Source organism: Planococcus lenghuensis (assembly GCF_001999905.1).
GTDB classification, from domain to species: domain Bacteria; phylum Bacillota; class Bacilli; order Bacillales_A; family Planococcaceae; genus Indiicoccus; species Indiicoccus lenghuensis.
Genome location: NZ_CP019640.1, coordinates 2708076 through 2733073, shown reverse-complemented (window position 1 = coordinate 2733073; position 24998 = coordinate 2708076). Strand labels below are relative to the sequence as shown.

Annotated in this window: 18 protein-coding genes and 2 pseudogenes; 13 read left to right on the top strand and 7 right to left on the bottom strand. The window is 48.1% G+C overall.

Going from position 1 to position 24998, the window contains the following annotated elements; genetic code table 11:
- Positions 1-79: 79 nt before the first annotated feature.
- Positions 80-1066 carry a CBASS cGAMP-activated phospholipase gene (locus B0X71_RS13940; protein ID WP_077589997.1) on the top strand — a complete coding sequence of 329 codons (987 nt, stop codon included), beginning with the start codon at positions 80-82 and terminating at the stop codon, positions 1064-1066.
- Between the two features lie 318 nt (positions 1067-1384).
- Positions 1385-2722, top strand: a complete 1338-nt coding sequence (locus B0X71_RS13935; protein ID WP_198038609.1) for an RNA-guided endonuclease InsQ/TnpB family protein — start codon at positions 1385-1387, stop codon at positions 2720-2722.
- Positions 2723-3168: 446 nt separating this feature from the next.
- On the opposite strand, the pseudogene B0X71_RS21800 reads toward B0X71_RS13935, so the two are convergent.
- Positions 3169-4890 (bottom strand): annotated as a pseudogene (locus tag B0X71_RS21800) (diflavin oxidoreductase); the annotation flags it as partial.
- A 107-nt stretch (positions 4891-4997) separates the two neighbouring features.
- Positions 4998-6363: pseudogene (locus B0X71_RS21795) on the bottom strand (cytochrome P450); the annotation flags it as partial.
- 494 nt (positions 6364-6857) lie between these two features.
- On the opposite strand from B0X71_RS21795, the gene B0X71_RS13925 reads away from it, so the two are divergent.
- Positions 6858-8498, top strand: coding sequence for an AMP-binding protein (locus B0X71_RS13925; protein ID WP_077589994.1), 1641 nt, complete (start codon positions 6858-6860; stop codon positions 8496-8498).
- Between the two features lie 138 nt (positions 8499-8636).
- Here the strand turns inward: B0X71_RS13925 and B0X71_RS13920 are convergent, their stop codons facing one another.
- A complete protein-coding gene (locus B0X71_RS13920) occupies positions 8637-9236 on the bottom strand; it encodes a DsbA family oxidoreductase (protein WP_077589993.1) in 600 nt (199 codons plus the stop codon).
- Positions 9237-9406: 170 nt separating this feature from the next.
- On the bottom strand, positions 9407-10477 hold the full coding sequence (locus B0X71_RS13915) for an aldo/keto reductase (protein WP_077589992.1): 1071 nt from the start codon (positions 10475-10477) through the stop codon (positions 9407-9409).
- Positions 10478-10811: 334 nt separating this feature from the next.
- Here B0X71_RS13915 and B0X71_RS13910 point away from each other — a divergent pair, with 334 nt between their 5' ends.
- Complete coding sequence (locus B0X71_RS13910) at positions 10812-11237, top strand: CBS domain-containing protein (protein ID WP_077589991.1); 426 nt, start codon at positions 10812-10814, stop codon at positions 11235-11237.
- A gap of 142 nt (positions 11238-11379) precedes the next feature.
- Here the strand turns inward: B0X71_RS13910 and B0X71_RS13905 are convergent, their stop codons facing one another.
- Positions 11380-12735, bottom strand: a complete 1356-nt coding sequence (locus B0X71_RS13905; RefSeq protein ID WP_077589990.1) for a hypothetical protein — start codon at positions 12733-12735, stop codon at positions 11380-11382.
- Positions 12736-12915: 180 nt separating this feature from the next.
- Here B0X71_RS13905 and B0X71_RS13900 point away from each other — a divergent pair, with 180 nt between their 5' ends.
- Both B0X71_RS13900 and B0X71_RS13895 read left to right on the top strand, forming a co-directional pair.
- Positions 12916-13173, top strand: coding sequence for a type II toxin-antitoxin system Phd/YefM family antitoxin (locus B0X71_RS13900; protein ID WP_077589989.1), 258 nt, complete (start codon positions 12916-12918; stop codon positions 13171-13173).
- A complete protein-coding gene (locus B0X71_RS13895) occupies positions 13174-13431 on the top strand; it encodes a Txe/YoeB family addiction module toxin (protein WP_077589988.1) in 258 nt (85 codons plus the stop codon).
- A gap of 295 nt (positions 13432-13726) precedes the next feature.
- On the opposite strand, the gene B0X71_RS13890 is transcribed toward B0X71_RS13895, so the two are convergent.
- Positions 13727-14680: an alpha/beta hydrolase gene (locus tag B0X71_RS13890; protein ID WP_077589987.1), complete on the bottom strand. Its 954-nt coding sequence runs from the start codon at positions 14678-14680 to the stop codon at positions 13727-13729.
- A gap of 807 nt (positions 14681-15487) precedes the next feature.
- Between B0X71_RS13890 and B0X71_RS13885 the strand changes: the two genes are divergently transcribed.
- From B0X71_RS13885 to lexA, 7 genes are all read left to right on the top strand, one after another.
- Positions 15488-16090: a deaminase domain-containing protein gene (locus B0X71_RS13885; RefSeq protein ID WP_077589986.1), complete on the top strand. Its 603-nt coding sequence runs from the start codon at positions 15488-15490 to the stop codon at positions 16088-16090.
- Position 16091: 1 nt separating this feature from the next.
- Entirely contained in the window at positions 16092-16340 is a 249-nt protein-coding gene (locus tag B0X71_RS13880; RefSeq protein WP_077589985.1) for a hypothetical protein, read from the top strand.
- 497 nt (positions 16341-16837) lie between these two features.
- Complete coding sequence (gene dcuS / locus B0X71_RS13875) at positions 16838-18499, top strand: DcuS/MalK family sensor histidine kinase (RefSeq protein WP_077589984.1); 1662 nt, start codon at positions 16838-16840, stop codon at positions 18497-18499.
- On the top strand, positions 18492-19208 hold the full coding sequence (locus tag B0X71_RS13870) for a response regulator (protein ID WP_077589983.1): 717 nt from the start codon (positions 18492-18494) through the stop codon (positions 19206-19208). Before dcuS ends, B0X71_RS13870 begins: the two co-directional genes overlap by 8 nt.
- Positions 19209-19395: 187 nt before the next feature.
- Positions 19396-20709 carry a 2-hydroxycarboxylate transporter family protein gene (locus B0X71_RS13865; protein ID WP_332309449.1) on the top strand — a complete coding sequence of 438 codons (1314 nt, stop codon included), beginning with the start codon at positions 19396-19398 and terminating at the stop codon, positions 20707-20709.
- Positions 20710-20929: 220 nt separating this feature from the next.
- Positions 20930-21154 carry a YgaP family membrane protein gene (locus tag B0X71_RS13860; RefSeq protein WP_198038608.1) on the top strand — a complete coding sequence of 75 codons (225 nt, stop codon included), beginning with the start codon at positions 20930-20932 and terminating at the stop codon, positions 21152-21154.
- A 267-nt stretch (positions 21155-21421) separates the two neighbouring features.
- Complete coding sequence (gene lexA / locus B0X71_RS13855; protein ID WP_077589980.1) at positions 21422-23854, top strand: transcriptional repressor LexA; 2433 nt, start codon at positions 21422-21424, stop codon at positions 23852-23854.
- 109 nt (positions 23855-23963) lie between these two features.
- Here lexA and B0X71_RS13850 read toward each other — a convergent pair whose 3' ends face one another.
- Positions 23964-24608, bottom strand: coding sequence for a transposase (locus B0X71_RS13850; protein ID WP_077589979.1), 645 nt, complete (start codon positions 24606-24608; stop codon positions 23964-23966).
- Positions 24609-24998: the final 390 nt, after the last annotated feature.

The window sequence follows — 24998 nt, the reverse complement described above, 5'->3', positions numbered from 1 at the left end:
CATATAAGTGGAGTAACGTTATTACTTAAGTTAAAGAGATGGCGCTTTGATTCAACGTGACGAAAGAGGAGCAGATTATATGAAAACAGTTCTTACAATAGATGGAGGGGGCATTCGGGGAATCATTCCAGCACTGATCCTGGCCGAAATTGAAAAGCGCACGGGTGAAAGAATTTGTGAGCTGTTTGACTTGATTGCCGGTACCTCTACAGGCGGAATCCTGGCTCTTGGGCTTGTGAAGCCGAATGAAAATGGCGAGCCGGCGTACACGGCCGCTAAGCTTGCGACGCTTTATGAAGATAAAAGTGAGCGGATTTTCGATAAGCAGTTCATCCGTTACAGCCTTAAAGGTCTGTTCGATGAACGGTATTCAAATGAAGGCATTGAAGAAGTGCTGGAAGAGTATTTCGGGGATTACCGACTTTCTGATTCGCTTACCTATGTGATGATAATTGCTTATGAAATCGAAAAGCGAACACCCTGGTTTTTTAAGTGTTTTGGGAATGAACATCCCAATTTCACAAAACAAAGCGGAGATCTGTTCATGAAGGATGTGGCACAGGCGACTTCTGCGGCTCCCACCTATTTTGAACCTAAAAGGATCAAGATCGGAAAGGAGTTATTCGCGTTTGTGGATGGCGGGATTTTTGCAAATAATCCGGCAATGTGCGCCTATGCAGATGCAAAAGTATTATATCCCGAAGAGGAAGAACTGCTGGTCGTTTCCCTTGGAACCGGGAGTCAAACTGAACCGATCCGATATGAGAAAGCGAAGGACTGGGGAGTGGCAAACTGGGCACCGGCTATCATCGGTATCGCGTTTGATGGATTGAGTGAAACCGTGGATTATCAGCTTAGGAAACTCCTGCCTCTGCAAGCAGGAGTTGAACGGTATTACCGTTTCCAGTCCCCGCTTGAACATCCGGATGACGCGTTGGATAATGTCTCAAAGGACAACATCAATAAACTAAAAGAAATGGCAGAAGAAATGATCCGTTCCAGGGATGCTGAAATTGATCGGCTGTGTGATCTCTTGGTAAGTGCCAAAGAAGAAGGGAGCGGCTGAAGCAGCCGGCCGATTCGGTCAAGTGACCTTGCCGGCCTGCCTGATTTACTTGTTCTTCCGGCCATATTCACTTATCTCATGTTTTACCGGTTATTGATCGGCAGCAATCCCGCTTAAAAAAGTCTGACTGACCGTAACAGTTTAACATTTTTCGAAAGAAGTCCCCATCCTCAAGGAGTGAAGCGAGCAGGGTGGGTATGAATTCGTTCGGCGGTATCCGAAGCTTTCTTTTGGTCTTTCTTTTTGCCAGCCGAATGTCTATACTGAAACCAAGGGAACAGATGTTCTTAAAATGGCTGGCGGAAAGGACGGATGGCAATGAAGACAGACAAACAGGGAACATATATCAAAGGAACGAAAAAAGCATTGCCTGACGGCTGGATGACGGGCGCTTTCCGTTTTGCGGTCTTCCCGACAGACGAACAGAAACCCCGTCTGGAGCGGGCATTCGGTTGTGAACGGAAAGTGTACAATGAATATGTCGCAGGCTTGTACGCCCACTTGGAAAGCGGCGGCTTTTCAGGCGGGTTTTTGGCGTACAACGTACCGAATTACACCACGATCACCAGCCGTTTTGATTTCCTGGACCGCTCAAACGATTCATTTGTGTACAACGATGCCAAAATCCGTTTTCAGGCAGCCCTCAAAAAATATAACGAAACGTATGCAAAACGTCCCCTGCAGCACAAAAAGTCCGTCCGGAAAAAGATGAAAAACGGCGATATGCCGTCCCTTCAGGATGTCAAAGGCCTGCCGAAGTTCCACAGCCGGAAACAGGGGAAATTCAGCTATACCACGAACCAGACGAACGGCAATATCCGCATCGGGGAAAAGAATGGCGCAGCGTTCCTGCGGATCCCGAAGTTCCCGGAAGGACTGCGGCTCAACCTGCACCGCGCGCTGCCTTCTGACGGAATCATCAAAAAAGCCACCATCAAGCGGGAAGGCGACCGCTATATGGTGGCCGTTTCCGTTGATTACCCGTTCGAACAGGCGCCGTTGAAGACACAAATTGAGACAGCGGACATAACGGCACTGGATTACAGCCAGTCCGATTTGTATAGGGACAGCGAAGGTCGAAAGGCCGAATACCCCCGTTTTCATAAACTGATCGAGAAACGTCAGCGGCGGCTGAACAAGTCGCTCGCACGGAAGAAAAACCACGCGCCACTAGATGAAAATGGACAACCCGTGTATTCAAAGAACTACCAAAGAACCGTGAAGAACTACCAGAAGACGATGGCGAAGGCGGCGAACCAGCGGAAAGATTTCCTCCATAAGAAAAGTGATCAGATAACCAATGATTACGATGCGATTGTGGTGGAAGACCTCGACCTGACAAACCTGGCGCAGTGCCTGAAACTCGGCAAGAAACTGCACGACAACGGGTTCGGCATGTTCCGTAATATGCTCAAATACAAAGCGGAACGAAAAGGGAAACACTACCTCGTCGCCGACCGCTTCTTCCCATCCAGTAAACTGTGCAGCGCCTGCGGCACAAAAAAAGAGAACTTGCGGCTTTCTGAACGGACGTACGCGTGTGCGCATTGCCAAGCCGTGATCGACCGGGACCATAACGCGGCCCTCAACCTCAAGAACTACGGCATCCGCACGCTGTCGGATTCGGGGTTCCTAGCCGAACCCGTCTCCATCTAACGTATGTTCCCGCTGAGTAGTGGTCGGGACGCCACGAATTCAAGGCTTGTGACATGGAACGTGGGTTCCGTGGGTGACCAAGCAATAAAAGAGGGAAGGCGGTTGCTTTCCTGAAGCCCCCACTTCAATTGTTCGAAGAAAATGAAGTGGAGGGTAGTTCACTTGAGTCATGGCAATTATCTGGGCAAGTGGCCACCCTTCGTGCAATCAACCGGTTTCAATGCTGCTTTCTGCATGCCCATTTAAAAGTGGAATAATTCATAAGTGAACAGAAATCAGGGAAAGACAGTTATTGCAGCCTTCATGATGTATCAATTGATAAAAAGGAAGAGAGATGCTCATCATGCGCATCTCTCTTCCTTTTTTCTATGAAGTTATGGACGCAACAGGGGGACCAAAACCGGAAAATCGGGTTTCAAGAATAGCTTCTTTTGCAGTCTGTATTCTTACACACCAGCCCAAACATCTTTCGCGTATTGGCCTGTACGCTGCAGTTCTTCCAGCCATTCTTTCGCCTGCTGTTCAGTTGCCGAGTGCTGCTGCTCGTATGCCTGTTGAAGAGCTCCTTCTACATCCGGCGCCATCCGGCTTCCATCACCGCATACATACAGACGGGCTCCGCTGTCCAATAAAGAAATTAACTTAGCCCCGTCTTGTTCAATCAGATCCTGGACGTACGTCCGCGGCTGTCCCTCGAGCCGGGAAAAAGCGGTGTGTAAAGATAAAATGCCGTCTTTTTCACCTTGTTCCAATTCTGTCCGGTAGAGAAAATCCTTCTCGGGATGGCGGCAGCCAAAGTAGAGGTGCGCTTCCCCTAATCGTTTATCTTGCTGTTGCTGAATGCGGCGCGCCTGTAAAAATCCCCGGAATGGTGCAATTCCGGTACCGGGCCCTACCATGATGATCGGTGTTTCCAAGTCCGTCGGCAGCTGGAAGTTTGTTTGTGGCGTCCGGACGAAACAGAGGATGTCATCCCCAAGCTGGCGATGGGCCAAGTAATTGGACGCCACTCCCTTATACTCAGCTCTTCCGCTCCATGCGGGCCCTTCCACAACACCTACTGTGATGCTTAACCGGCTTTGTGCGGCAAGCGGCGAACTTGAAATGGAATAATACCGCGGTTTTAAGGCAGGAAGCGAATCCAGGAAGCGTTCAAAGGGCATTTCACATGCTTCGTATTTTTCCAAGAGTTCCAGCATGGAAACCCGTTTCTTCAGAATGTTCTCCTGATAGACGCCATCTTCCAGCAATGCCTCCAGCTCCCGCTTATGCGGCGGGCAAGTGGTAAATGAAACAAGCTCGCGGATTTGCGCTCTCGTGGCAGCTTCCTGCACTTCCACACTGAATGTCAGCACATCATGCAGGCTCACCGGCTGGTTTAACGGAAGATGGGCTGCACTGCGTCCGCTCGCCGACAGAAGCACGTGATCATTGCCGTTCAAGCTGAACCGCCGGAGAATGCGGCCGACATTTTCTCGGCTATTGGCAGGCAATACACCCAAATGGTCTCCTTCCTGATAAGTGATGCCTTCCGGCAAAGTCACTTCGATATGGCGGGTGCTGCGTTCGCTTTCTGCTGCCTGCAATTCCTGATTCACAGCAATAGTTGCATGGACGGCTTCGTATGAATGCGCCAATGGCGATCCGCCGATTCCTTTCACGAATTGGAGACTTAATGTGTTCGGTTCTTTCTCGAGATTTTCGCTCACTTTGAGATCAAAGGCATCGATCGCCTCCATCCACATCGTCTGTTTCCATTGATCGAGCTGTTCCTCAAAGTCGCTGCTCACATCTCCTTCGCCGCGGGCGGAGAACCGGACAGCGCCTTTTTCGGCAAGCTGCTCATCAATGAACCGCGGCACGTCCTGATATGTACTGGCCCAGTTATGATCACCGCAGCCAAAGACCGCATACTGGACACCCGCCAGTTCACCCGGTTTCGATTCTTCCAGCCATTGCACGAATTGGTCAGCATTGCTTGGCGGCTTGCCATTATAAGAGGAGGTGATGATCAAGAGGGCCCCTTCTTTCGGCAATTTGCCGATCCGGTCATCAAGCGATGCCACTTCGGTCCGGATGCCGCGCAAGGTTGCTGTATCAGCCAATTCACGTGCCACACCTTCCGCCGTTCCGGTATCCGATCCATACAGAACCAGCAGCGGCCGATTATTAAGACCTTGAACGGAGACATTTTGAACAGCTGGATCTTCCGCTGCCAGTTCCGTGTTATCCTTTTCTTCCGCCACGGCGACTGAAGGCGTGCCAGGAGCTGAAGTACGGGGCTTCACTTGTATGGTGAAGTCACCGGGTTTCAATGTCAGTGTCTGTTTGACGTCGAGCTCGTAATCACTGTGATCGACAAACTCAAAATGTTTCAGCAGCATGCCGAGCACAAGTGCTGCCTCATGGAGTGCGAATTGCATGCCGATACACGCCCGCTGGCCATTTCCAAATGGCTTGTAGGCATGGTGCGGCACTTGTTTCGGATCTTCAAATCGTTCAGGACGGAACGCTTCCGCGTCTTCTCCCCATGCCTCTTTATCGCGGTGCAGCTGGGGAATCAGGACAGTGATTCTGTCCGCCTCTTTTTGAATCGGGTATTCTCCGCCAATCACCGTATCTTCCTTAGCATACAGGCTGAACGCTGGTGCGGTCGGCCACAGCCGCAGTGATTCATTTAAGACCATGCGGATATACTTCAGCTGCGTCACTTCTTTATAAGACGGTGTGGATCCGGAAAAGACCTGGTCCACTTCTTCGTATGCTTTTTGCAATTTATCAGGGTTGTTCAGCAGGAAGTAGAGGGCGAATGACAGCAAACCACTCGTCGTTTCATGGCCGGCTATCAGAAAGGTGATGATTTGGAAGCGGATATTCTCATCATCCAGCTTGTCGCCGGTTTCCGGATCGTCTACATTCAGCATGCGGGCCAGCAAATCATTTTCTCCCTGATCGCCACGTTCCTTGCGTTCGGCAATCAGGCTATCCACCAAGCTGAACATCGCTTTAATATCGTGATTGAACTGGCGTTTGGTTATGACCATGAGTTTATCCTGCACATCCAGACGCTGCAATTGATGCATCGCTTCATCAAGCGCGCGGGTCATACTCGTGATGAACGGGTGAGGCGTTTCCCTGTAGTAACTGTTGAAGCGGTAATTGAACCCGCACAAACCGATTGTATCCAGTGTCAGACGGGTCATATCTTCCGGCACATCCACCGGCTCATTCGGATTGAGCCGGGCCCATTTCTGAACAAGCTGATCGGCGATATCCACCATCATGCCATGATAATCCTTCATGGCCCGCTGGCTGAATGTGGGCATCAGAATATTATGGGCTTTGTGCCAATTCGGTTCGTGGGTCCAGCTCGTAAAGAGTCCGTCTCCAGTGAAGGCGCGGACTTTCGCTAAAGCACCTTCCACACTTTTATCAAAACGGGACTCATCGCATACTTCTTTGACCAGTTCATGGCCTGAAACGACAATGGATCTGCCTACCGGCGTCTGAATGCGGAAAATAGGGCCGAATTCTTCGGCTAATTCCATTAGAGAGAGGATGGGCTTATCACGATCGATCAAAGGAATATTTCCTAACGGTCCATAGGTTTTAGGTTGAGGAATAACGGCAGTGTCTTTCATAATAAACATCCTTTCAATTTGTATTTTTATACGCATCACTTGAACATTTCATCTGCTGAAGCTTCTCTGACAGCGTTCGGTTGCAAATCGCGTTCGATCGCATGGTTCATTTGGCTGTATGCAAATATTCCTGAAACAGGAGGTCGATCGAGCGATAGCTTCCTTTGGGACTGCAATTCTGAAGTCCTTTAGGCGATGGAAGATATTATTCCCATTTTTCGGTATTTAAAGGCAGATTGTCAAGCAATTTAATATTGCGTCGCTGCGATTTAAGTAATTAAGTTCATTCACGATCACTGTGTTGCAAAGAAGTTATCTGGCATGAAATCCACTGTTTTTGACGGTCATTCGATGAAGAAAAGTAGCCATGGGTGTACTTGAGACGGATTTTCCCATTGCACGCCGGAAAAGTTTTGAACTTCCCGATTTAGCGTTATACTTTAATTGTCATTGCTTTTAAAATAATTAATTAATTTAAGCAGGAGGAGAAGACGATGCCGGAAAATCTGACAGAACAAGTAAATCAATGGATTGATGAGTATGACCGTCAAATTCCTTCGGTCGCCCATTTGCTGTGTGACCGCCATGATCCAAACAAGCGGGCTTTGGTTTATGAAAACACAGCAGGGGATAAGCGGACGTATACATACGGCGAGCTGCAGAAACTTTCCAGGAAATTTGCAAGCGTGCTGCAAAATCACGGTGTTGAAAAAGGACAGCGGGTGGCGGTGCTGCTGCCGAAAGGACCGGAACTTCTGATTTCAGTGTTGGCCATTTGGCGTATCGGCGCAGTTCATGTGCCGCTGTTCACTGCATTTGGACCGCAAGCCATCTCTTACCGTGCAGGGAATAGCGGGGCACGTGTTATTATCACGGACGGAGAAAACCGGGAGAAACTGAACGGGACGGAAATTGAAGCCAAGGCGAACGATACAGGGGAATTCCGGATCATTACGGTAACATCCAAAATGGAAGAGGAAGCACCAGCGAAGGATACGCATTTTTGGAATGCTCTTGGGCAGGCAGCACCTATTGAAGAAAACGCGGAAGTGACAGGGGAAGATCTGTTTATCTTATTGTACACATCCGGTACGACGGGGCATCCAAAAGGCGTGGAGGTTCCTGTAAAGGCATTGGCGTCATTCGAAGGTTATATGCGGTTCGGACTTGATTTGAGACAGGATGATATCTTTTGGAACATTGCCGATCCGGGCTGGGCTTATGGTCTCTATTATGCCCTCGTCGGTCCGCTGCTTCTCGGTCAGACGTTCATCATGTACAATGCCAAATTCAGTGTTGATGAAGCTTACCGGGTGCTTAAGGAATATGGTGTCACAAATTATGCGGCTGCACCAACGGTTTACCGGTCGATGCGGGCAACGGGTGTGCCGGAAGGCTTGAAAGAAGAGCTGAAGGTACGCGTGCTTTCAAGTGCCGGTGAACCGCTGAATCCGGACGTCAGCACTTGGGCGGAAGCGCATTTAGGTGTGCCCGTCTATGACCATTACGGCCAAACGGAACAGGGCATGGTCGTGAATAACCACCATCATCCGGCCCTGCAGCGCCCGGTTAAAGCGGGATCGATGGGGCAGTCGATGCCGGGCTTCCAGGTGGCGATTGTCGATGAATCCGGGACAGAATTACCGCCGGGCGAAGAAGGGCAGTTAGCTATTGATACCGACAATTCGCCGTTCTTCTGGTTCCGCGGCTATTATCGGGATGAAGAGCGGACGCGGGAGCGCTTCGTGGCTGGATCACGTTATTACCTCACGGGAGACGCTGCCAGCCGGGACGAAGAAGATTTTATTTACTTCTCCGGTCGTTCGGATGATATTATCTCCAGCGCGGGTTATCGGATCGGGCCGTTTGAAGTCGAAAGCGCCTTGATGGGCCATGAAGCAGTGGCGGAAGCTGCGGTGATCGGTGTCCCGGATGAGCAGCGCGGAGAAGTCGTCAAAGCGTATGTTGTCCTCCGGTCCGGTTTTGCGGCAAGCGATGAACTGAGCAACGACTTAAGCCAGTTTGTGAAAAGAAATTTATCGGCCCATGAATATCCGCGTGAAATTGAATTCGTCGACGTCCTGCCAAAGACACCGAGCGGCAAAATCCAGCGTTTTCAACTGCGCGGACAATAAGTGGAGCTATTTTGTTTTATGTTGTTGTGACGAGATCAATTCAGATAATTGAAGATGAAAAAGCCGCGCTCAGGAATCACTCGATTCCTAAGCGCGGTCTTTGTTTATTCAATATAAGAGAATCATATTCCCTGTGGCTTAACCAGTCGTCTCTTCATCTTCAGCAATAACTTGTGTCAGCGCCTGAACAAATACCTCAGTCGGCTGAGCGCCTGTTAACGCATATTTCCGGTTGATCAAATAAAACGGAACGCCGGTCACGCCCACTTCCTTGGCTTCCTGCTCATCCGCCCGAACGGCATCCGCCATTTCATCGCTTGCCAGCATCTCGCTGACAGCTTCCCGGTCCAGGCCCACTTCCACTGCCAGGTCGGTTAAAGTTTCATGATCGCCGATGTGCTTCGATTCCGTGAAATAGGCATGAAGAATCCGTTCGGTCATTTCTTTCATCAATCCGTACTTTTCAGCGAACATCGCTAAGCGGTGGGCGTCAAACGTATTCGTCAGAATCAGCGTATCCATCTGGTAATCCAGACCGGCCGCTTCCGCCATCTGCACCATGTTCTGGGTATTCGCTTTCGCCTGTTCGATGCTCATGCCATATTTCTTGGCCAATCGTTCGTAATTGCTTTCTTTTACATCCCGGTCCATTGTCGGGTCCAGTTCGAAGCTTCTGTATGTCACGTCAATCGGGTGATCGATCTGCTTGATGGCATCTTCCAGATGCCGTTTGCCAATATAGCAAAACGGTCAAGCGAAGTCTGTCCACATTTCAATTTTCATGGGTATCCCTCCAAATTGGTAGTCAATTATAGGATAGAGGAAACTTTTGGTTTTTACACGTGATTCGAATTGGGCGGATTTCGATTACTACAGCGAGAAATCACATCATTGAACAGTACTGCTGCTCACTCATCCAGTCCCATCGTTTCCTTGTATCCCTTCAAATACGTCTGCTCTGAAGGGCTCGCCATATCGGCGTAATTCAAGGCCCGGTGCCAGTGCGGATAGAACGGCGCGGGGCGGGCAACTTTCTCGATGCGGTCATGATCATCCTCAGTTAACTTGATATCAAATGAAGCGATGTCTTCCTTCAATTGGGCTTCATTGCGCGCCGCGATGACGATCGGTCCGACATTCGGACGGTCTCTGACCCAGCTATAAGCGATCTGCGGGACAGAGGCGTCGTGGTTTTTTGCGATTTCTTCCAGCGCATCGATCACCTCGTAAAGCCGTTCCTGATTGTACACCCAAGGCTCCGGCCAGCCGCCGCCTTGACGGGTGTCTTCCGGCGCCTGTTTATTGCGTCCGATCTTGCCGTTCAGCAATCCTTCACCAAGCGGGCTCCAGATCATATTGCCGATGCCGAGTTCGGTTCCGGCCGGCAGCAATTCGTATTCCGCTTCCCGCGCTTCCGGCGTGTAGTAGATCTGCTGGGTGATGGGCGGGATGAAGCCGTTCTGTTCCGCAAGGGAATATGTCCGCGCCAGTGCCCAGCCGCTGTAATTCGATACGCCCCAATGGCGGATTTTCCCGGCTTTGATGAGCCCGTTCATCGTTTCGATCGTTTCTTCGGCCGGTGTCTGCCCGTCCCATAAATGTGCAAAATACACGTCGACATGGTCGGTGCCGAGCCGCTCCAGTGAATTGTCGATGGAGTTTAAAATATTGTTGCGGGAAGTGCCGCGGGCGTTCGGATCTTCACCCAATGGGAAGCCTGTTTTTGACGTCAGCAGCACTTCGTCCCGGCGGCCTTTGATCGCTTCACCGAGCACCCGTTCCGCATCTCCTTTTGAATAAAGATTGGCGGTATCGAACATATTCATCCCGGATTCCAATGCAATGTCGACCATCCGGCGGGCATCGTCCCCATCCAGATTCCCGGCGGGTTCAAAGCCGTTCGTTCCGCTGAACGGGATGGTTCCCAATATGTACTTCGGAACCCGCAGTCCAGAATTTCCCAGGTAGATGTGTTCCACAGTATCGCCTCCAAATCAAATGTCCGTGACTTTAATAACGAGCGTTAGTAGTAAACTACCCGGCGGCTTGGCATGCAAAACTGCTCGATCGGTCTCTTGGTTCCAACTGAAGGATATAGTTAAATGATACGTTTTCTGTTGCAAAAAATTCCGTTTAGGCTGTCATGAAACGGGAACAATATAGGTGTAATCCCAGGCTGAGAAGCCTTTCCTGATTCATCACTGAAGTGACACAAAACGAAGCAATCGACTCGATGACCGAATCAATTTGATTGACTGACAAGTGCATTTGGATTTCGTAAACAGCATGATAACTCATAAGGAGGCATTCATCATGAAAGTCAGCGAAATCATGACCAGAAATGTAGAAACGTGCTCACCGGACACCCCTCTTCAGGAAGTGGCCAGAAGAATGACGGAGCTCGATGTTGGTTCAATTCCGGTTACCGAAAATGGGGTATTGCGCGGCATCATCACCGACCGGGACATCATTACCCGTGGAATCGCGGCTCAATTTTCACTTGATACACCGGTCGATCAGATCCTTTCTTCCGATATGGTGACGGGCACACCGGACATGGACGTGCAAGAAGCGGCAAAGCGGATGTCAGACACGCAAGTCCGCCGGCTACCGATTGTTCAAGGCGATGAAGTCGTCGGTATCGTGGCACTTGGGGATATTGCAGTAGATGCGCCATCTGCTGAAAAACAAGCCGAAGTCATCGAAGATGTCTCAAAACCTGCTGAGCCGAACCGATAAAATTTTTAAGGAAAACACAAAATGATAAACAGAATTAAAACAGCCATTCCCGCAATTTCTTAGACTCGGGAATGGCTGTTTTTGCGTGTTCCCTGTGTTGGAAACTAATTGGGTTTGACACAGGGACAGAAACAGTTCAATTCTACTGAATTATATAAAGCACCGCAATCACCCCGTAGCAAATCCCCCACAGAAACAGCGCATACCATAGGTTGCTTTTCAGGCTGATTTCGAACGCGCTTCGCCTGCTGAGAGAGGCCAGGAGCAGATTCAGTCCGGAAAACGGAGAAACGAGAATCGCTGCCATCCAGCTGCTGAGCAGGCCGAGACTGACATACAGATGATCATCGGCAAAAATACGGGAATCGCTCAGCGTGATGGCCAGAATGGTAGCTGTGATGATCGGGTGAACCGCAAAGATCGCCGGCACGGCCATAAGTAGCAGGAGAAGCGGAATCAGAATGAGAACATGCGTGATGTTCAACGTCTCCAGCAGCACTTGAATCCAGTGATCGGCTCCGTTTTTCAGAAGCGCAGTGCCGAATGCACCGGCGATGATGAATAACAGGAGTTCATTGCCCATACGGGGAACCCGTTCTTCAAAAAATGACTGGAAATTTTGTTTGATATCACTCATGGATGAGATGAACAGCGACCAAATGACGGAGGCGGCAATGACCACAAGTGGAATGATGGTCAGCACTGACAGCTCGGTCATGTTTTCGATCGTCATGATGATGGCCGTGATGACGAATACGATGAACATCAATTCCATCACTTTCCGTTTCGCTTTCCGTAAAGTTGCCTGGTCGTATGTATGGGTTTCCGTTTGAACGGGCTTTTTTGTCCTGCTTTCAAAAAGAAATCCGAGCAGGATAATTCCAACAGCAAGCGGGAATCCGATTCGAAACAGTTCAAACCAGCTGACATCGAAGTAAGACAGTACCAGTCCGACCGAAATGAAATACGGCGACCACAGGAAAGCGAGGACGAAACCGCGGGTCATGGCGTTGATCCGGTTCATTAAATACGGCTGAAACGAACGCGTATCCGTCAGTTGATAAAGGATTGGAACGGAACCGACATTCATGATGGATCCGACACTGAGGACCGAGACGGTCGTGAATAAATACAGCTGGTGGGTTTTCTTAATGTAAGCGGCAAACAGCACTTCAATATATGTTAAGTAATTGCCCTGCTGCACCGGGATTGCCAAGAGCGGCACAAAGATGAAAATCGCCAGGAGATTGGCATTCGTCTGGAGGCCAAAGAAAAACGCCTGCAGCCCGTTCCAGCTCAAATCCAGCAAAAGTGCACCGACTGTCAGTGCCAAGACCATATTCTTCGGGGTCCGGTGCAGGTAAGGGAAATAGGAAATAAGCGCCGTTAGCGCGAACAGGCTGATCCAGAATGTCGCATACGGTATCGGGAAAAAGACAGACAGCAAATAAGTTCCACCCATCAATAAAGTGCTGAGCGGCCGGAAGATTGGTTTCATGGTGAGACTCCTTTTGGCTAAAGCTTCTGCTCTCAGTTTGACAGAAGAAAGGGGTGTCGTCTAAGAAGTTAGCTGATGTCTTATAAATCCATTCACCCTAAAGATAAAGTAAAGGTACTGGCATTCATTAAATAGTGATTGTACAATATACTGTACAAGATAATTGGGGAGGATGAAACGATGGAAGCAGTCAATTACTCCACTTTCCGAACAAATTTAAAAGATTATTTAGATCGGGTGACAGATGACTATGAGACATTAATCGTTACACGTAAAAATGAAAAGAATGTTGTCATAATCTCTGCAGATGAATACGATAATTTAATGGAAAATGTCCATTTGCTTGGTAACGAAGCGAACCGTCGACGCTTGATGGAGTCCAAAAAGCAGTTGGAAGAAGGCTTGGCTGCATCACGCAACCTACTGGAGACGGATTAAGTGAATCTTGTCTTTACAGAACAGGCTTGGGCAGAATATGTTTCTTGGCAGACAGAGGACAAAAAAACGTTGAAACGGATTAACCTGCTTATCCAAGATATTCAGCGCAATGGATATGAAGGTATCGGTAAGCCTGAACCGCTTCGCTTTGATTTGGCGGGATATTGGTCAAGAAGAATTAACGAAACCGATCGCTTAGTTTATCGGATTGATGAAAAAAACGTCTATATTCTGCAGTGTAAATATCACTATAAATAAAATCATGTGTCTGATGGTTGAATTGCTAAGAGAGGATTTAGCATGCTTACGGAGCGGGGAATGCATAAAGAGGGGGAGAGTAAATAAGCATGATATCCATAGCTGAAACGACGAGCGCTATCTTGACAGGGTAGGGGTCGCTGGTTCGAATGCTGCGGAGCCAAGTACTTGTTTCAGACATAAAGAAATTTTATTCCTTTTCTTTATTGGTGATGGAAGCTAAAAACCGCAGCCGGAAACTATGGAAGTTTCCGGCTGCGGTTTATTTATCTATTCATCGACGAAACAGCCGATATTACACCTGCCGCTCCGCCGAAATAAACGCCTTCTTCAATTCCTCGACTCCCTCTGCCACAGCTTGGCGCGCCTCTGGAACATAAGCAGTGAAATTCGCGAATCCATGGATGAGATCATCATAATTTTTATGGAATACTTCCACGCCATGAGACCGTAGTTTCTCGGCAAAAGCGATTCCGATATCCCGCAGCGGATCGTATTGCGCTGTGAGGATCGTCGCCGGTGGCATGCCTTTCAAGTCTTCCGCAAGGATAGGCGACAAGTACGGATGATTCCGGTCCTCTTCGTTCGCTACATAATGCGACTGGAACCAGATCATCATGTCCTTCGTCAGCAAATACCCTTCAGCGTTCTCTTCAGCGGACGGATAATCAAACGCAGGGCCGGCTGATGGATAAAGCAGGAACTGATGGACGACTTTGGGGCCGTTTTGTTCATTCGCCATGAGACATGCGACCGTTGCAAGATTACCGCCCGCACTGTCACCGCCGACTGCAATGCGGTCTGGGTCGATTCCAAGTTCCGCCGCATGAGCCGCTACCCACTCGAGGGATTCATAGGCGTCTTCCGCTGCAGCCGGAAATTTATGCTCCGGTGCCAGACGGTACTCAACAGAAATCACGACGCAATCAGCCAGGTTCGTAATTTCCCGGCACACCGCATCATGCGTCTCAATGCTACCAAGCACCCAGCCGCCTCCGTGATAAAACACGAGAGCAGGATGAGGCGCTTCGCCTTTCGGTGTGTAGATGCGGATCGGCAGTTCCCGATCTGCCAGCTGGATCGTGCGATCTTCGACGTTGTCCACCGGTTCTTTTTGCTGCAGCGCAGTGAACTGCGCGCTATTCGAATTGCGCATCGCTTCAGGTGATACTTGGTCCAGTGAAAAATCAGCAGGCATCATTTCAGCCATCTGGTCCAAAATGTACTGGATCTTCGGATTTACAGGCATTGATCAATCTCTCCCATCTTTGGTTGGATTTCCCCTTTGCCTTCACTTACTTCGCCATTCATCCAGCATATTCCTGTTATAGAGAGTTTATATTGACTCTGAAATAGCGAATAATGGAGAAAAATTGTAAAATAAAAAACTGGAATATTAGTATCAAATGAAAGTACTACAGGAGCAGACTGAGAAATAGAGGAAGAAGAGTATTCAGAGTCAAGGATAATGTTGAGATCACCAATCTGATAGTGGTATTACTTGCGCTGTACGCCTCTCATCATATACGCTATCGAAACTGCTTAATGGTAAACGCTGGTGACAGAGATTAATCCCTTCTAAATGAAGGTATAGATAGTGTGAAAAAATAACTAACATTATTATCCAATGATAGAGAAGTTAAAACTGAATAAGTGGTGTATTACAAAATAGATGCGCAGAATTATGAAGTAGAAATGTACATAACATTGTAGTCTCTGCAAATATAATAAAGGCTTGCCAGTCTTCCGAAATCTCTCTATCGTATTGGAGTTAAATCAATAAGATAGAGGTTCAAAGGAACACTTTGCATTCAATTTCATACCTAGCAATTCATTGAGATTTTTATCTTACGAGCTAATAAAACCCATTGCCGAATAAGTAAAAAGTAGCGAATCGACACAACGGCAAAGGTGTTTTATGCGAAGCAAGGAGAATTTAGTAGCTTTGATATCTTTTAATTATTATTAATAGATTTGGGTTTTACACATACTCACTTCTATATGTCGGTAAAACTTAACTTCTTATTTGGGAGTTTGGAAATTGGAGGATTAGGGAATGAGTAAATACAGTTTAATTAAAATTGATCGGAAGAGACCCAGCGATTTTTACAAAGAATACGAAGAAAATTATAAAAGGTTATTGGAAAGTATATTAGAGAGAAATCCAGGAATCACTCAAGATTACTTTAACACTCTAGCCAAGTCTCCTAACATAGGATATTTAGTTTTCACAGGTAAAGTTAGTGGCAGAGAACAAAGAGTAGAATTGTTTGCACATAGTCAAATACAGAGTGAACGAAATAAGAATATTTCACCCGAGTTACATGAGTATTTACTGCAAAGTTATTCGGTTCAAGTAGATGAGCCAAATTACCAGGATGGCTATGTTAATTCTACAAACGATGAGTTATATTTCAGGGATTCTTTAAAGATGAAGGATGTATGGTATAGAGATGTTGATTCTGAGTCCAAGTTAGTTGAGAACTTCTTTCGTCGATATAGAAATGAAGAAATTCAAGGGGAAATTCAATTATTCACAACTTTTAGTCCTTGTCTTAGTTGTAATAATAAACTATTGAACTTCATTAAAGAACATGACGATATTTCAATTGAAGTATCATACTTGAGAGTATACAATGGTTTTAAAAGGAGGAAGTAGTATGGCTGTGGATACAACTATCAAATTTGATGTTGAAAAGGGTATCTTAGACGCTTTTTTGGATATGAGTACTGATGAATTCAAAAAGTGGATCCAAACTTCTTACTTAAATTATGTAAATTCTGGTATTGATACAGCAGCCGCTAAGTCAAAACTTGAAGAAGATGCTTTATATTGGATTGAAGAAAATGAAGGAAGCATAGAGATAGAGCATACTATAATGCGCTTTATAAGCGAGCTTTCAAGTTAATGTAACTGCTAAGGATTAATAATCTCGAGACATTCACTATTACTATGCAAATTAGAATAACATAGCTTTAAACTGGGAATATATTTTTAGTAACTAATATTCAGGAAGTAAGACCAAGCGTCCTTCGTATTACAAGGGATGTTTGGTCTTACTTACTATGTAAACAATTTTACTTCTCAACATGATTAATTAGTAATTTAAGAAGCACTTAGGATAGTGGAATTGATCTTAAAATTACTGTCACTAACACGCTGTAAAAGTTGATAACAGAATACCAGGGGACTAAATAATTGCTTAAAACCTATAAAAACTTTAAGTAAATAGTTATTCATAAATAGAGAGGTCGTATGGTTTCTATCCAGAACTATTTTGTAAGAAAAATGAAATAAGGGTTTATTTTTTATTTTCCATTCACCCAGTATATCTTGCCGGCAAACACAATATCATACCCAAACCGTGCCGCACCTAGTAGAATAACATTTGGGTGCGGCTGCTTTATGGAATCCTTGCAGTTGCTCCAAGCAGAAGTACAGAACGAGGTGAAAGCAATCGCTTCAAGGCGTTTTAAATTAAGTGCCGTGATTACGGTTTTTGTGTGTGCAGTCGTGCTGATTTCACTCGTGATCACGAACTTGCTGATCACGGAAACAACGAGTGATAATATAGAAAATCAATTGGAAGAAAAGGCGGTCATCGTTTCCAAGACGGTCGCAGAGTCACGGGTGGTCCAAAACGGATTGCAGAATGAAGTAATCGAAGGAGATATCCAGGACTATACAATGGCGGTTCAGGAAGCCACCGGCGTATGGTTCATCGTGGTCATGGACATGGATGCCATCCGGCAATCGCATCCGAATCCGCAGCTGATCGGCCAGCATTTCGTCGGCGGCGATGAAGTGCGGGCGCTGCAGGGTGAGGCATACGTATCCCGGTCGGAAGGAACACTGGGAGAATCGCTGCGGGCATTCACGCCGATTTTCAGCAGAGAAGGAAATCAGATCGGTGCAGTGGCAGTCGGGATTTCGCTCGCGAATGTTGAAGCCGCAATCAATCAGAGCCAGCGGCAGATTCTGATCGGTTCATTGATCGGGCTGTTATTCGGTATCATTGGCGCGTTATGGCTGGCGCGCTACATCAAAAAAAGCCTGTTCGGCTTGGAGCCGTACGCCATTGCGCGCATCCATGAGGAACGGAACCGGATGCTCGACTCCGTCTATGAAGGGGTTATTGCGATCGACAAGCAGGCTGAAATCGTGCTTGTCAATCAGTCGGCGCGACGGATTTTCGGGCAGGCCGGCCTGATGCACCGGGAACCGATCGGCATGGATATCCATGATTTCTTGCCGGGGAGCAAACTGGATCAAGTATTGACGGAAAACCGGACGGACCTGGACGAGGAACTCGAACTTAACGGCGTATCGATCATTTCAAACCGGGTGCCGCTTGTCGTCAATGGTGAGGTCATCGGGGCGATTGCAACATTCCGGGACAAGACGGAAGTGAACCAGCTTGCAAACCAGCTGACGGGCGTGCAAATGTATGCTGAGACTCTGCGTGCGCAATCCCATGAATTTATGAATCAGCTTCATGTCCTGCTCGGGCTGATCAAGCTGGGTGAGTATGATCAGGTAAAGCGATTCATCTCCCGGCTCGTTGATCATCAGGCGCACGAAGTCGGCAATGTCACCCGGCATATTAAGGATCCGGTGTTCGCCGGCTTTGTCATCGGCAAAATGAGTTATGCCCGGGAAGCGCATGTCGATCTGTCGGTGACGTGCGAAACGGAAATTCCGGCGCCTGCAGATCCCGCTGTTACCCATGAACTGATCACGATCCTTGGGAACGTCATTGATAACGCTGTTGATAATGTGCTGACTGCCGATCAACAAATCATCACCGTTGAGTTTTCATATATTGATGAGCTGCTGACGATGACGGTTACCGACACCGGAACCGGCATTCCGGCTGGAATGCAGGAAGCGGTATTTGAAAAAGGGGTCTCATCAAAAGAAGGGCATCACCGGGGCTTCGGCCTTTATTTGACGAAAGTGAGTGTGGACAAACTGGAAGGATCCATTGAAATCGATTCGGAAACAGGAACAGGAACGGCGTTCACCGTGATCATTCCATATGAAGCAGGAGGTGCCGGCAATGATTAACGTGATGGTTGTGGAAGACGATCCGATGGTCGCGGCGCTGAATCAGCAGTATATTCAGCAGATTGATGGATTTACGTGTGTTGGCATTGCCGGTGACACGGACACCGCAGTCGGATTATTGAAGGAGATGGACGTGGATTTGATTCTCCTCGATATCCATATGCCGGGTGGGGATGGCATCGAATTTATGGGCCGGCTCCGTGAACAGAAAGAGGACGTCGATGTCATCCTGATCACGGCAGCTTCTGAGATCCATCAGATTCAGCAGGCATTGCGGCTCGGGGCGATCGATTATTTGATCAAGCCGTTCGAGTTCAGCCGCTTTCAGGAAGCGCTTGTCCATTATCAGAATCAGTATGCCAAACTGGATGACGGAAGCAAAATCAGCCAGCGGGAACTTGACCGGCTGCTCCGGAAAAAAGGGGCAGCCAAGCCGGAATCAGTGGTGCCGGGTGCACTCCCGAAAGGATTGACGAAAGCGACATTGCTCACCGTCCGGGATGCTGTGCAGGCGGCCGGGCCGGGCGTCTTTTCAACGGAAGACATCGCGCAGGCAACGAATATTTCCAGGGTATCGGTCCGGAAGTACCTCAAGTTTTTAACAGATATTGCTTATTTGGAAGAAACGCTCGTATATGGTGTCGGCCGTCCTATCTATCAGTACCAATTGAATGAACCGGAACAGCACCGGATTGATCCGTATATTTAACAAGCAGCCATTCAGCCGGCTGCTTTTTTTAATTACAATATTATTAATAATTTTTTAAGGTATTTGATCTCTGAAAATTCTCTTACAATGAGACCATCCCATTGAAAGCGGTTACTTTTATAGACGCTTTCAGTCACACAGCTGCAGAAGTCAGCCTGAAAATAAAAAGTGGATGAGGTGAATCATTGTGGTAGATGTTAGACAACAAGACGTTCCAACAGAAGTGCCAATGAAGAAAGATATCGCGACATTCCGGATTTTTGATATGCCGATTTTATGGTTCGGTATTTTCGCTGCGGTTGCCATTTATGCCATGTACACAGAGAATTTGCCGGCGGGAATCATTGGCGCATTGCTGATCATGATGGTGCTCGGTGAATTGCTCGGATGGGTGGGCGATCACACACCGGTTGTCCGCACGTTCCTCGGCGGCGGCGCAATTGTCGCCATCTTCGGTTCCGCATATATGGTTTACAGCGGATTGATGCCGGAAAGTACGACGATTGTAATTTCTGAATTCATGCGGGGCGGCGACTTCCTGAACTTTTATATTGCCGCATTGATCACCGGCAGTATTCTCGGTATGGAGTCGAAGATTCTGGTCAAAGCCGGCGTGCGCTATGCACTCCCATTGCTTGCGGCTGTTGCCGGGGCCATTGCGCTTGCCGCGCTGATCGGCATGATCCTTGGTTTCAGCATCCAGGAAGCGATCCTTGTCATTGCGATGCCGATCATGGGCGGCGGCATGGGAGCAGGAGCTGTGCCGATGTCGCAGGTCTACTCCGAGATGCTTGGCAATGAACCCGGCTATTATTTGTCGATTCTCGTACCGGCTCTGGCACTCGGAAACGTCTTTGCCATCGTGCTTGCCAGCATCTTGAATATGGTCGGGAATAAATACCCGAATCTCACAGGGAATGGCCAATTGATCCGGAATTTCCATTATGAGAAAAAAGAAGCGCCGGCATACAGCCTGTCTAAAATGGGTATCGGTGTCCTGGCGGCTGTTTCCTTCTATGTTATAGGGAACTTGCTTGGCGATTTCATCCCGCTTCATCCATATGCGATCATGATCATCCTCGTTGCGGCACTAAAAGTGGCGAACGTGATGCCGGAATCCATTGTTGAAGGTGCCAGCCAGTGGTACGAATTCGTGGCACGCAACTGGACGAACGCATTGCTGATCGGTATCGGTGTTGCATACACAGACCTTGAAGCAGTCTTGAACGCATTAAGCATCGCCTACGTCCTGATTGTCCTCGGTGTTGTGCTTGGCGCGGTCATCGGTGCTGGCGTGCTCGGCAAATTCATGGGCTTCTATCCGATTGAAGCGGCCATCACAGCAGGACTGTGTATGGCGAACATGGGCGGAACCGGCGACGTTGCGGTCCTGTCCGCTGCAAGACGAATGGAATTGATGCCATTCGCGCAAATCTCGTCCCGTCTCGGCGGTGCCTTGATCCTGTTGCTTGCGAGTATCTTCATTCCGTTCTTCATATGAATCAATTCAAGCCGTATCCGGAAGTCTCTAAGCTTCCTGGATACGGCTTTTTTTGTGTGTCCCTGTGTCGAAGATAATGTTTGTGTCCCTGTGTCGAAGATTGTCTTCGACACAGGGACACAAACAACACGAAATGAATAGGTGCTCACCGTTTACTTGAAATCGGAACGGGAACTATATGAGTGTAAGCAGCGATGAGAAACGGAAGGAGGCAACGATCGTGAAACAGAACATTGGAACAATCGACTCCATGATCCGCATAGCCGGTGGTTTGTCACTTTTATCTTATTGCACAGCAAAAATGGCCCGGGAGAAACCGTCAGGTACCGATATCTTCATGACAGTCATGGGCGCCCAAAAAGTTGCGGAAGGCATCACGCATTACTGTCCGATAACTGATGCGATGGGATTGCAAGAGCCGGGCGCGAAGCAGGCAAAACAGTAACGGAACTGGCAAATGACGCGTGAGCTACACCGGAAGTGATGAAAAACCACGGAATATTACACGTACGGATCCTCAGTCGGTTGGCTGAGGATTTTTGATTGCCATAAGACTATTTGCGGAAAGTGAACCTGTCTGTTGGTAATAATCCTGCATCTTCCCCTGCTGCGGGCCGGAAAGCACGGCATTAAAGCTGTTCGTTCTTGCTATTGTAATCCAATATTCTTAATATAAAGGTAGAATGTGTAAAAAGTGAAGGGGGTGTCCATCATGAAACTGAATGTGGAACAGCGGCGGATTGTTGAACTGGAACCGGCCGGTCCGATGCTTGTGAAAGGCGTTGCCGGATCCGGGAAAACGACGGTTGCCATCCGGCGCATCAATTTTCTGAAGGATCATTACTGTCATGAAGACGATGATCAGATTCTCCTTGTTACATATAATAGAACTCTGTTGAATTACATAAAACATCAATATGGCCGGATGGCAGATCTGGAGCAGGCTGAAGCTCCCCGTTTATTTGCGTCCGATGCGGAAGTAGAGATTGTAACGATCGATAGCCTGATGTTCAAGGCATTCGGCCGTTATTCGAGACGGAACGGAAAAGAATTCGAAATTGCCACGAAGGAACAGATGCATAAATATATGATCCTTGCCATCCATGCAGTGAACAAATCATATCCGGATGTGAAAGTGCTGTCCCCGAAAAACAGCAAATTTCTGCTAGAGGAAACGGAATGGATCCAATCATGCTCAATGAAGGACATAGAGACATACCAGTCGGCGGACCGGATCGGCCGGGCATCAGGCGATGGCAGCACACCGCAAAAACTGATGAAGAACTCACAGACCCGGGCGGCGATTTTTGATGTGGCATGTCATTTTGAGGAATTGCTTGAAAAGGAAGGGCTCATCACGTTCAAGCAAATGAACGCCTTTGCATTGGAGGAAGTCCGGCGAAGCAACGGCAGTCGCTACACGCATATCATCATTGACGAAAGTCAGGACCTGACGCGGGTGCAGCTGGAGTTTCTGAAGGAGCTGTATAGAGAAAAACCGCATTCCTCTCTGATGTTTGTCGCTGACAATACGCAAAGCATTTACCCGCAGTCCTGGCTGGGCAGAGGCCGGCCGTACACGACAATCGGCTATGATATGAGCGGGAAATCCCGGGCGCTCAGTAAGAATTACCGGACCACGACGGAAATTTCGACAGCGGCTTTCAATTTGATTGAAGCGGACGAAAGCATCCAGTCGAACGTTGACTTTGTTAAACCCGCGTTGATTGACCGTCACGGCCATCCGCCGATTTACCGCTTCTTTAACACGCCGAAGCAGCAGGCGCATTTCCTTGCGGAAGAAATCAAAGCGCTGCAGAATGACTATGCCTTATCCGATATTTGCATCGTGGCGCGCGGCAACCGCAATATTGAGAGCGCCGCCATCGATTTGACGGATGCCGGAATTCCCTGCGAAGTTCTCCAGACGAAAGAACCGGATTTCGAGTCCGATAAAGTGAAACTTGTAACGATGCACTCGATCAAGGGCTTGGAGTTCAAAGTTATTTTCCTGATCGATCTGAATAAAGGATTGATCCCCCAGGACTTGTATTCAGATGCCGATGACCAGAAAACGGTGGAGACGGACGAGCGCAAATTGCTGTATGTCGGCATGACCCGGGCCAACGAATTGCTGTATATGTCGTCTGTGAAATGGCCGTCGAAATTCGTTAAAGAAATCGACCGGAATCATTTGCGGATGAAGAAAGATGCGCTGCTCCGGCCGTTTGAAACGATCAGCATGGCTCATTACCCATTGACGGACGGACTTGTCGATCTTCACTCGCGGGAGGAAGTCATCCGTCAATGGCTGATCCGTGAACTCTGCGAGGTTTACGGCTATCCGTATGAATTGATGGAACTGGAATTCAAAGTCCAGCAGTTCTCGAAAAAAGGTTATTGTGATATCGCGGTGATGGTCTATGCCGGCGGTGAAGCGACTCCTTATATCATTGCGGAAGTGAAGCGCTTCGGCAGCGGGATCGATGACGCGGTCAGCCAATTAATATCCTATATGGAAGCTGAGAACCGGGCCTATTACGGGATTGCGACAGATGGCCTCGAGATTAAAATCATCGACCGGAACGGCGAGGAAGTTCAGGATTTGCCGAAATGCCGACCGCAGTTTCTGCCCGATGCGAAAAATAAGCGCATCTATCTGAATTTGAAAAACGGCAGGCAGTATGATTATATTCTCGATAACGAAACGGGAGACCACCTCGAAGTGAAAGAAGCGGGACAGGACGTGCTGCTGCAAGTGCATGAAACGGTGGCCGCCCCGCTCATCGGAAACGTTGCCGCCGGCATGCCGATGCTGGCTTCTGAATCCTACGAGGCATCCCTTCAACTGCCGCGGGATTGGGTGATGTCTCCGAGTGAGACCTTTTGCCTGACCGTCACCGGCGACAGTATGGTCGACGCCGGAATCGATAAAGGCGATGTTGTCATCGTTCATCAGCAAAATACCGCTTCCAACGGCGACATTGTCATTGCGGTAACCGGCCAAGAAGCGACGATGAAGAAATACATGCCGATGGGCAGTGAAATTGTGCTGATTTCGGAAAACCCGGCGTATGAGCCCATCGTGATGAGAAGTGAGGACGTGCTCATCAACGGGCGGGTCATCGGTGTGCTGAAGAAGTAGAGATGTTTGTTTGTGTCCGTGTGTTTGTTTGTGTCTCTGTGTTAGAAACAATTCACGAAAAAATAGCCGCATTTAGGACGAAGAATCCTTGAATACGGCTATTTTACGTTTAAAAGTAATGGTGATCTACCGAAAGTATGTCTGACACAGGGACAACTGGCGGTTCCATCTCTTCCAAATGTGAATCTTCTTCCACTTTCTGCCGGTGAGTCAGGCAGTATTTGCAGTAACCGATGTTCGTTTTTTCGAAAGGCGCCGGCACCAAAGTCTGAAGTAGCTCAAGGTTCAGAAATGGCAGTGCCGGTTTTTCTTCTGACCAGTATGAGGGGAAGGAACTGTACGGATAGTCCTCTAGGCGTTCTACCATCGGCACTTTCGTTTCGATCGGGTTCCGATGAATGTAGCTGCTGACTTGCAAAAGCCCGAAGCGGGAATTTACTTCCCTAGCGAAATATCGCTTCTGATAAATTCGCCCAATATGGCTATAGCGTTTTGAGAATGAATCGCTGTAGCGCCGGTTAACGAGTGCCATGATTTTGTGGAGGGGAGCGCCATCTGTTTTGATTAGCAAATGATAGTGATTCGTCATGAAACAAAAAGCGAGCATTTGGAACGGATAGCGGTGGTAAACATGTAAAAACGCACGACGCAATTCGAACATATCTTCTTTGCTGCTGAAGATCGGCTGCCGGTTATTGCCTCGCATGATGACATGGTAATAGGAACTCGGATGAAATGTCCGCTTCCGGGTCATGAATACTTAGCTCCAGTAAATTCAACTCGCCGAATTTCTAGAACTTCCTTTTCTGTGAAAAAACGATTACCGAATATAAGTTTGGGAGCAAACAAGGGAATTTTACCTGCTAGACAGGCGTATAATCGAGGCATATTTGGCATGCAGTTCAACTTGATAACTGCAGCTTCCATTAAAAAGAAGAGTTTACAGGGGAGGGTGTAAAACACTTTACATCTAGGTGCACTTATCTGACGAATCGATAGGTCCAACCACTGGTCTTTTGCTGACCGACGACTAAATGATAATGCAGCAGTACTTGCGCATGTCGTTATGGGGGTTAACGACCGGTGTTGCAGAGGTTTTCGACTTGGTGAAAAGTTGAAATTCGCTATGGCAATCCATTCCTTT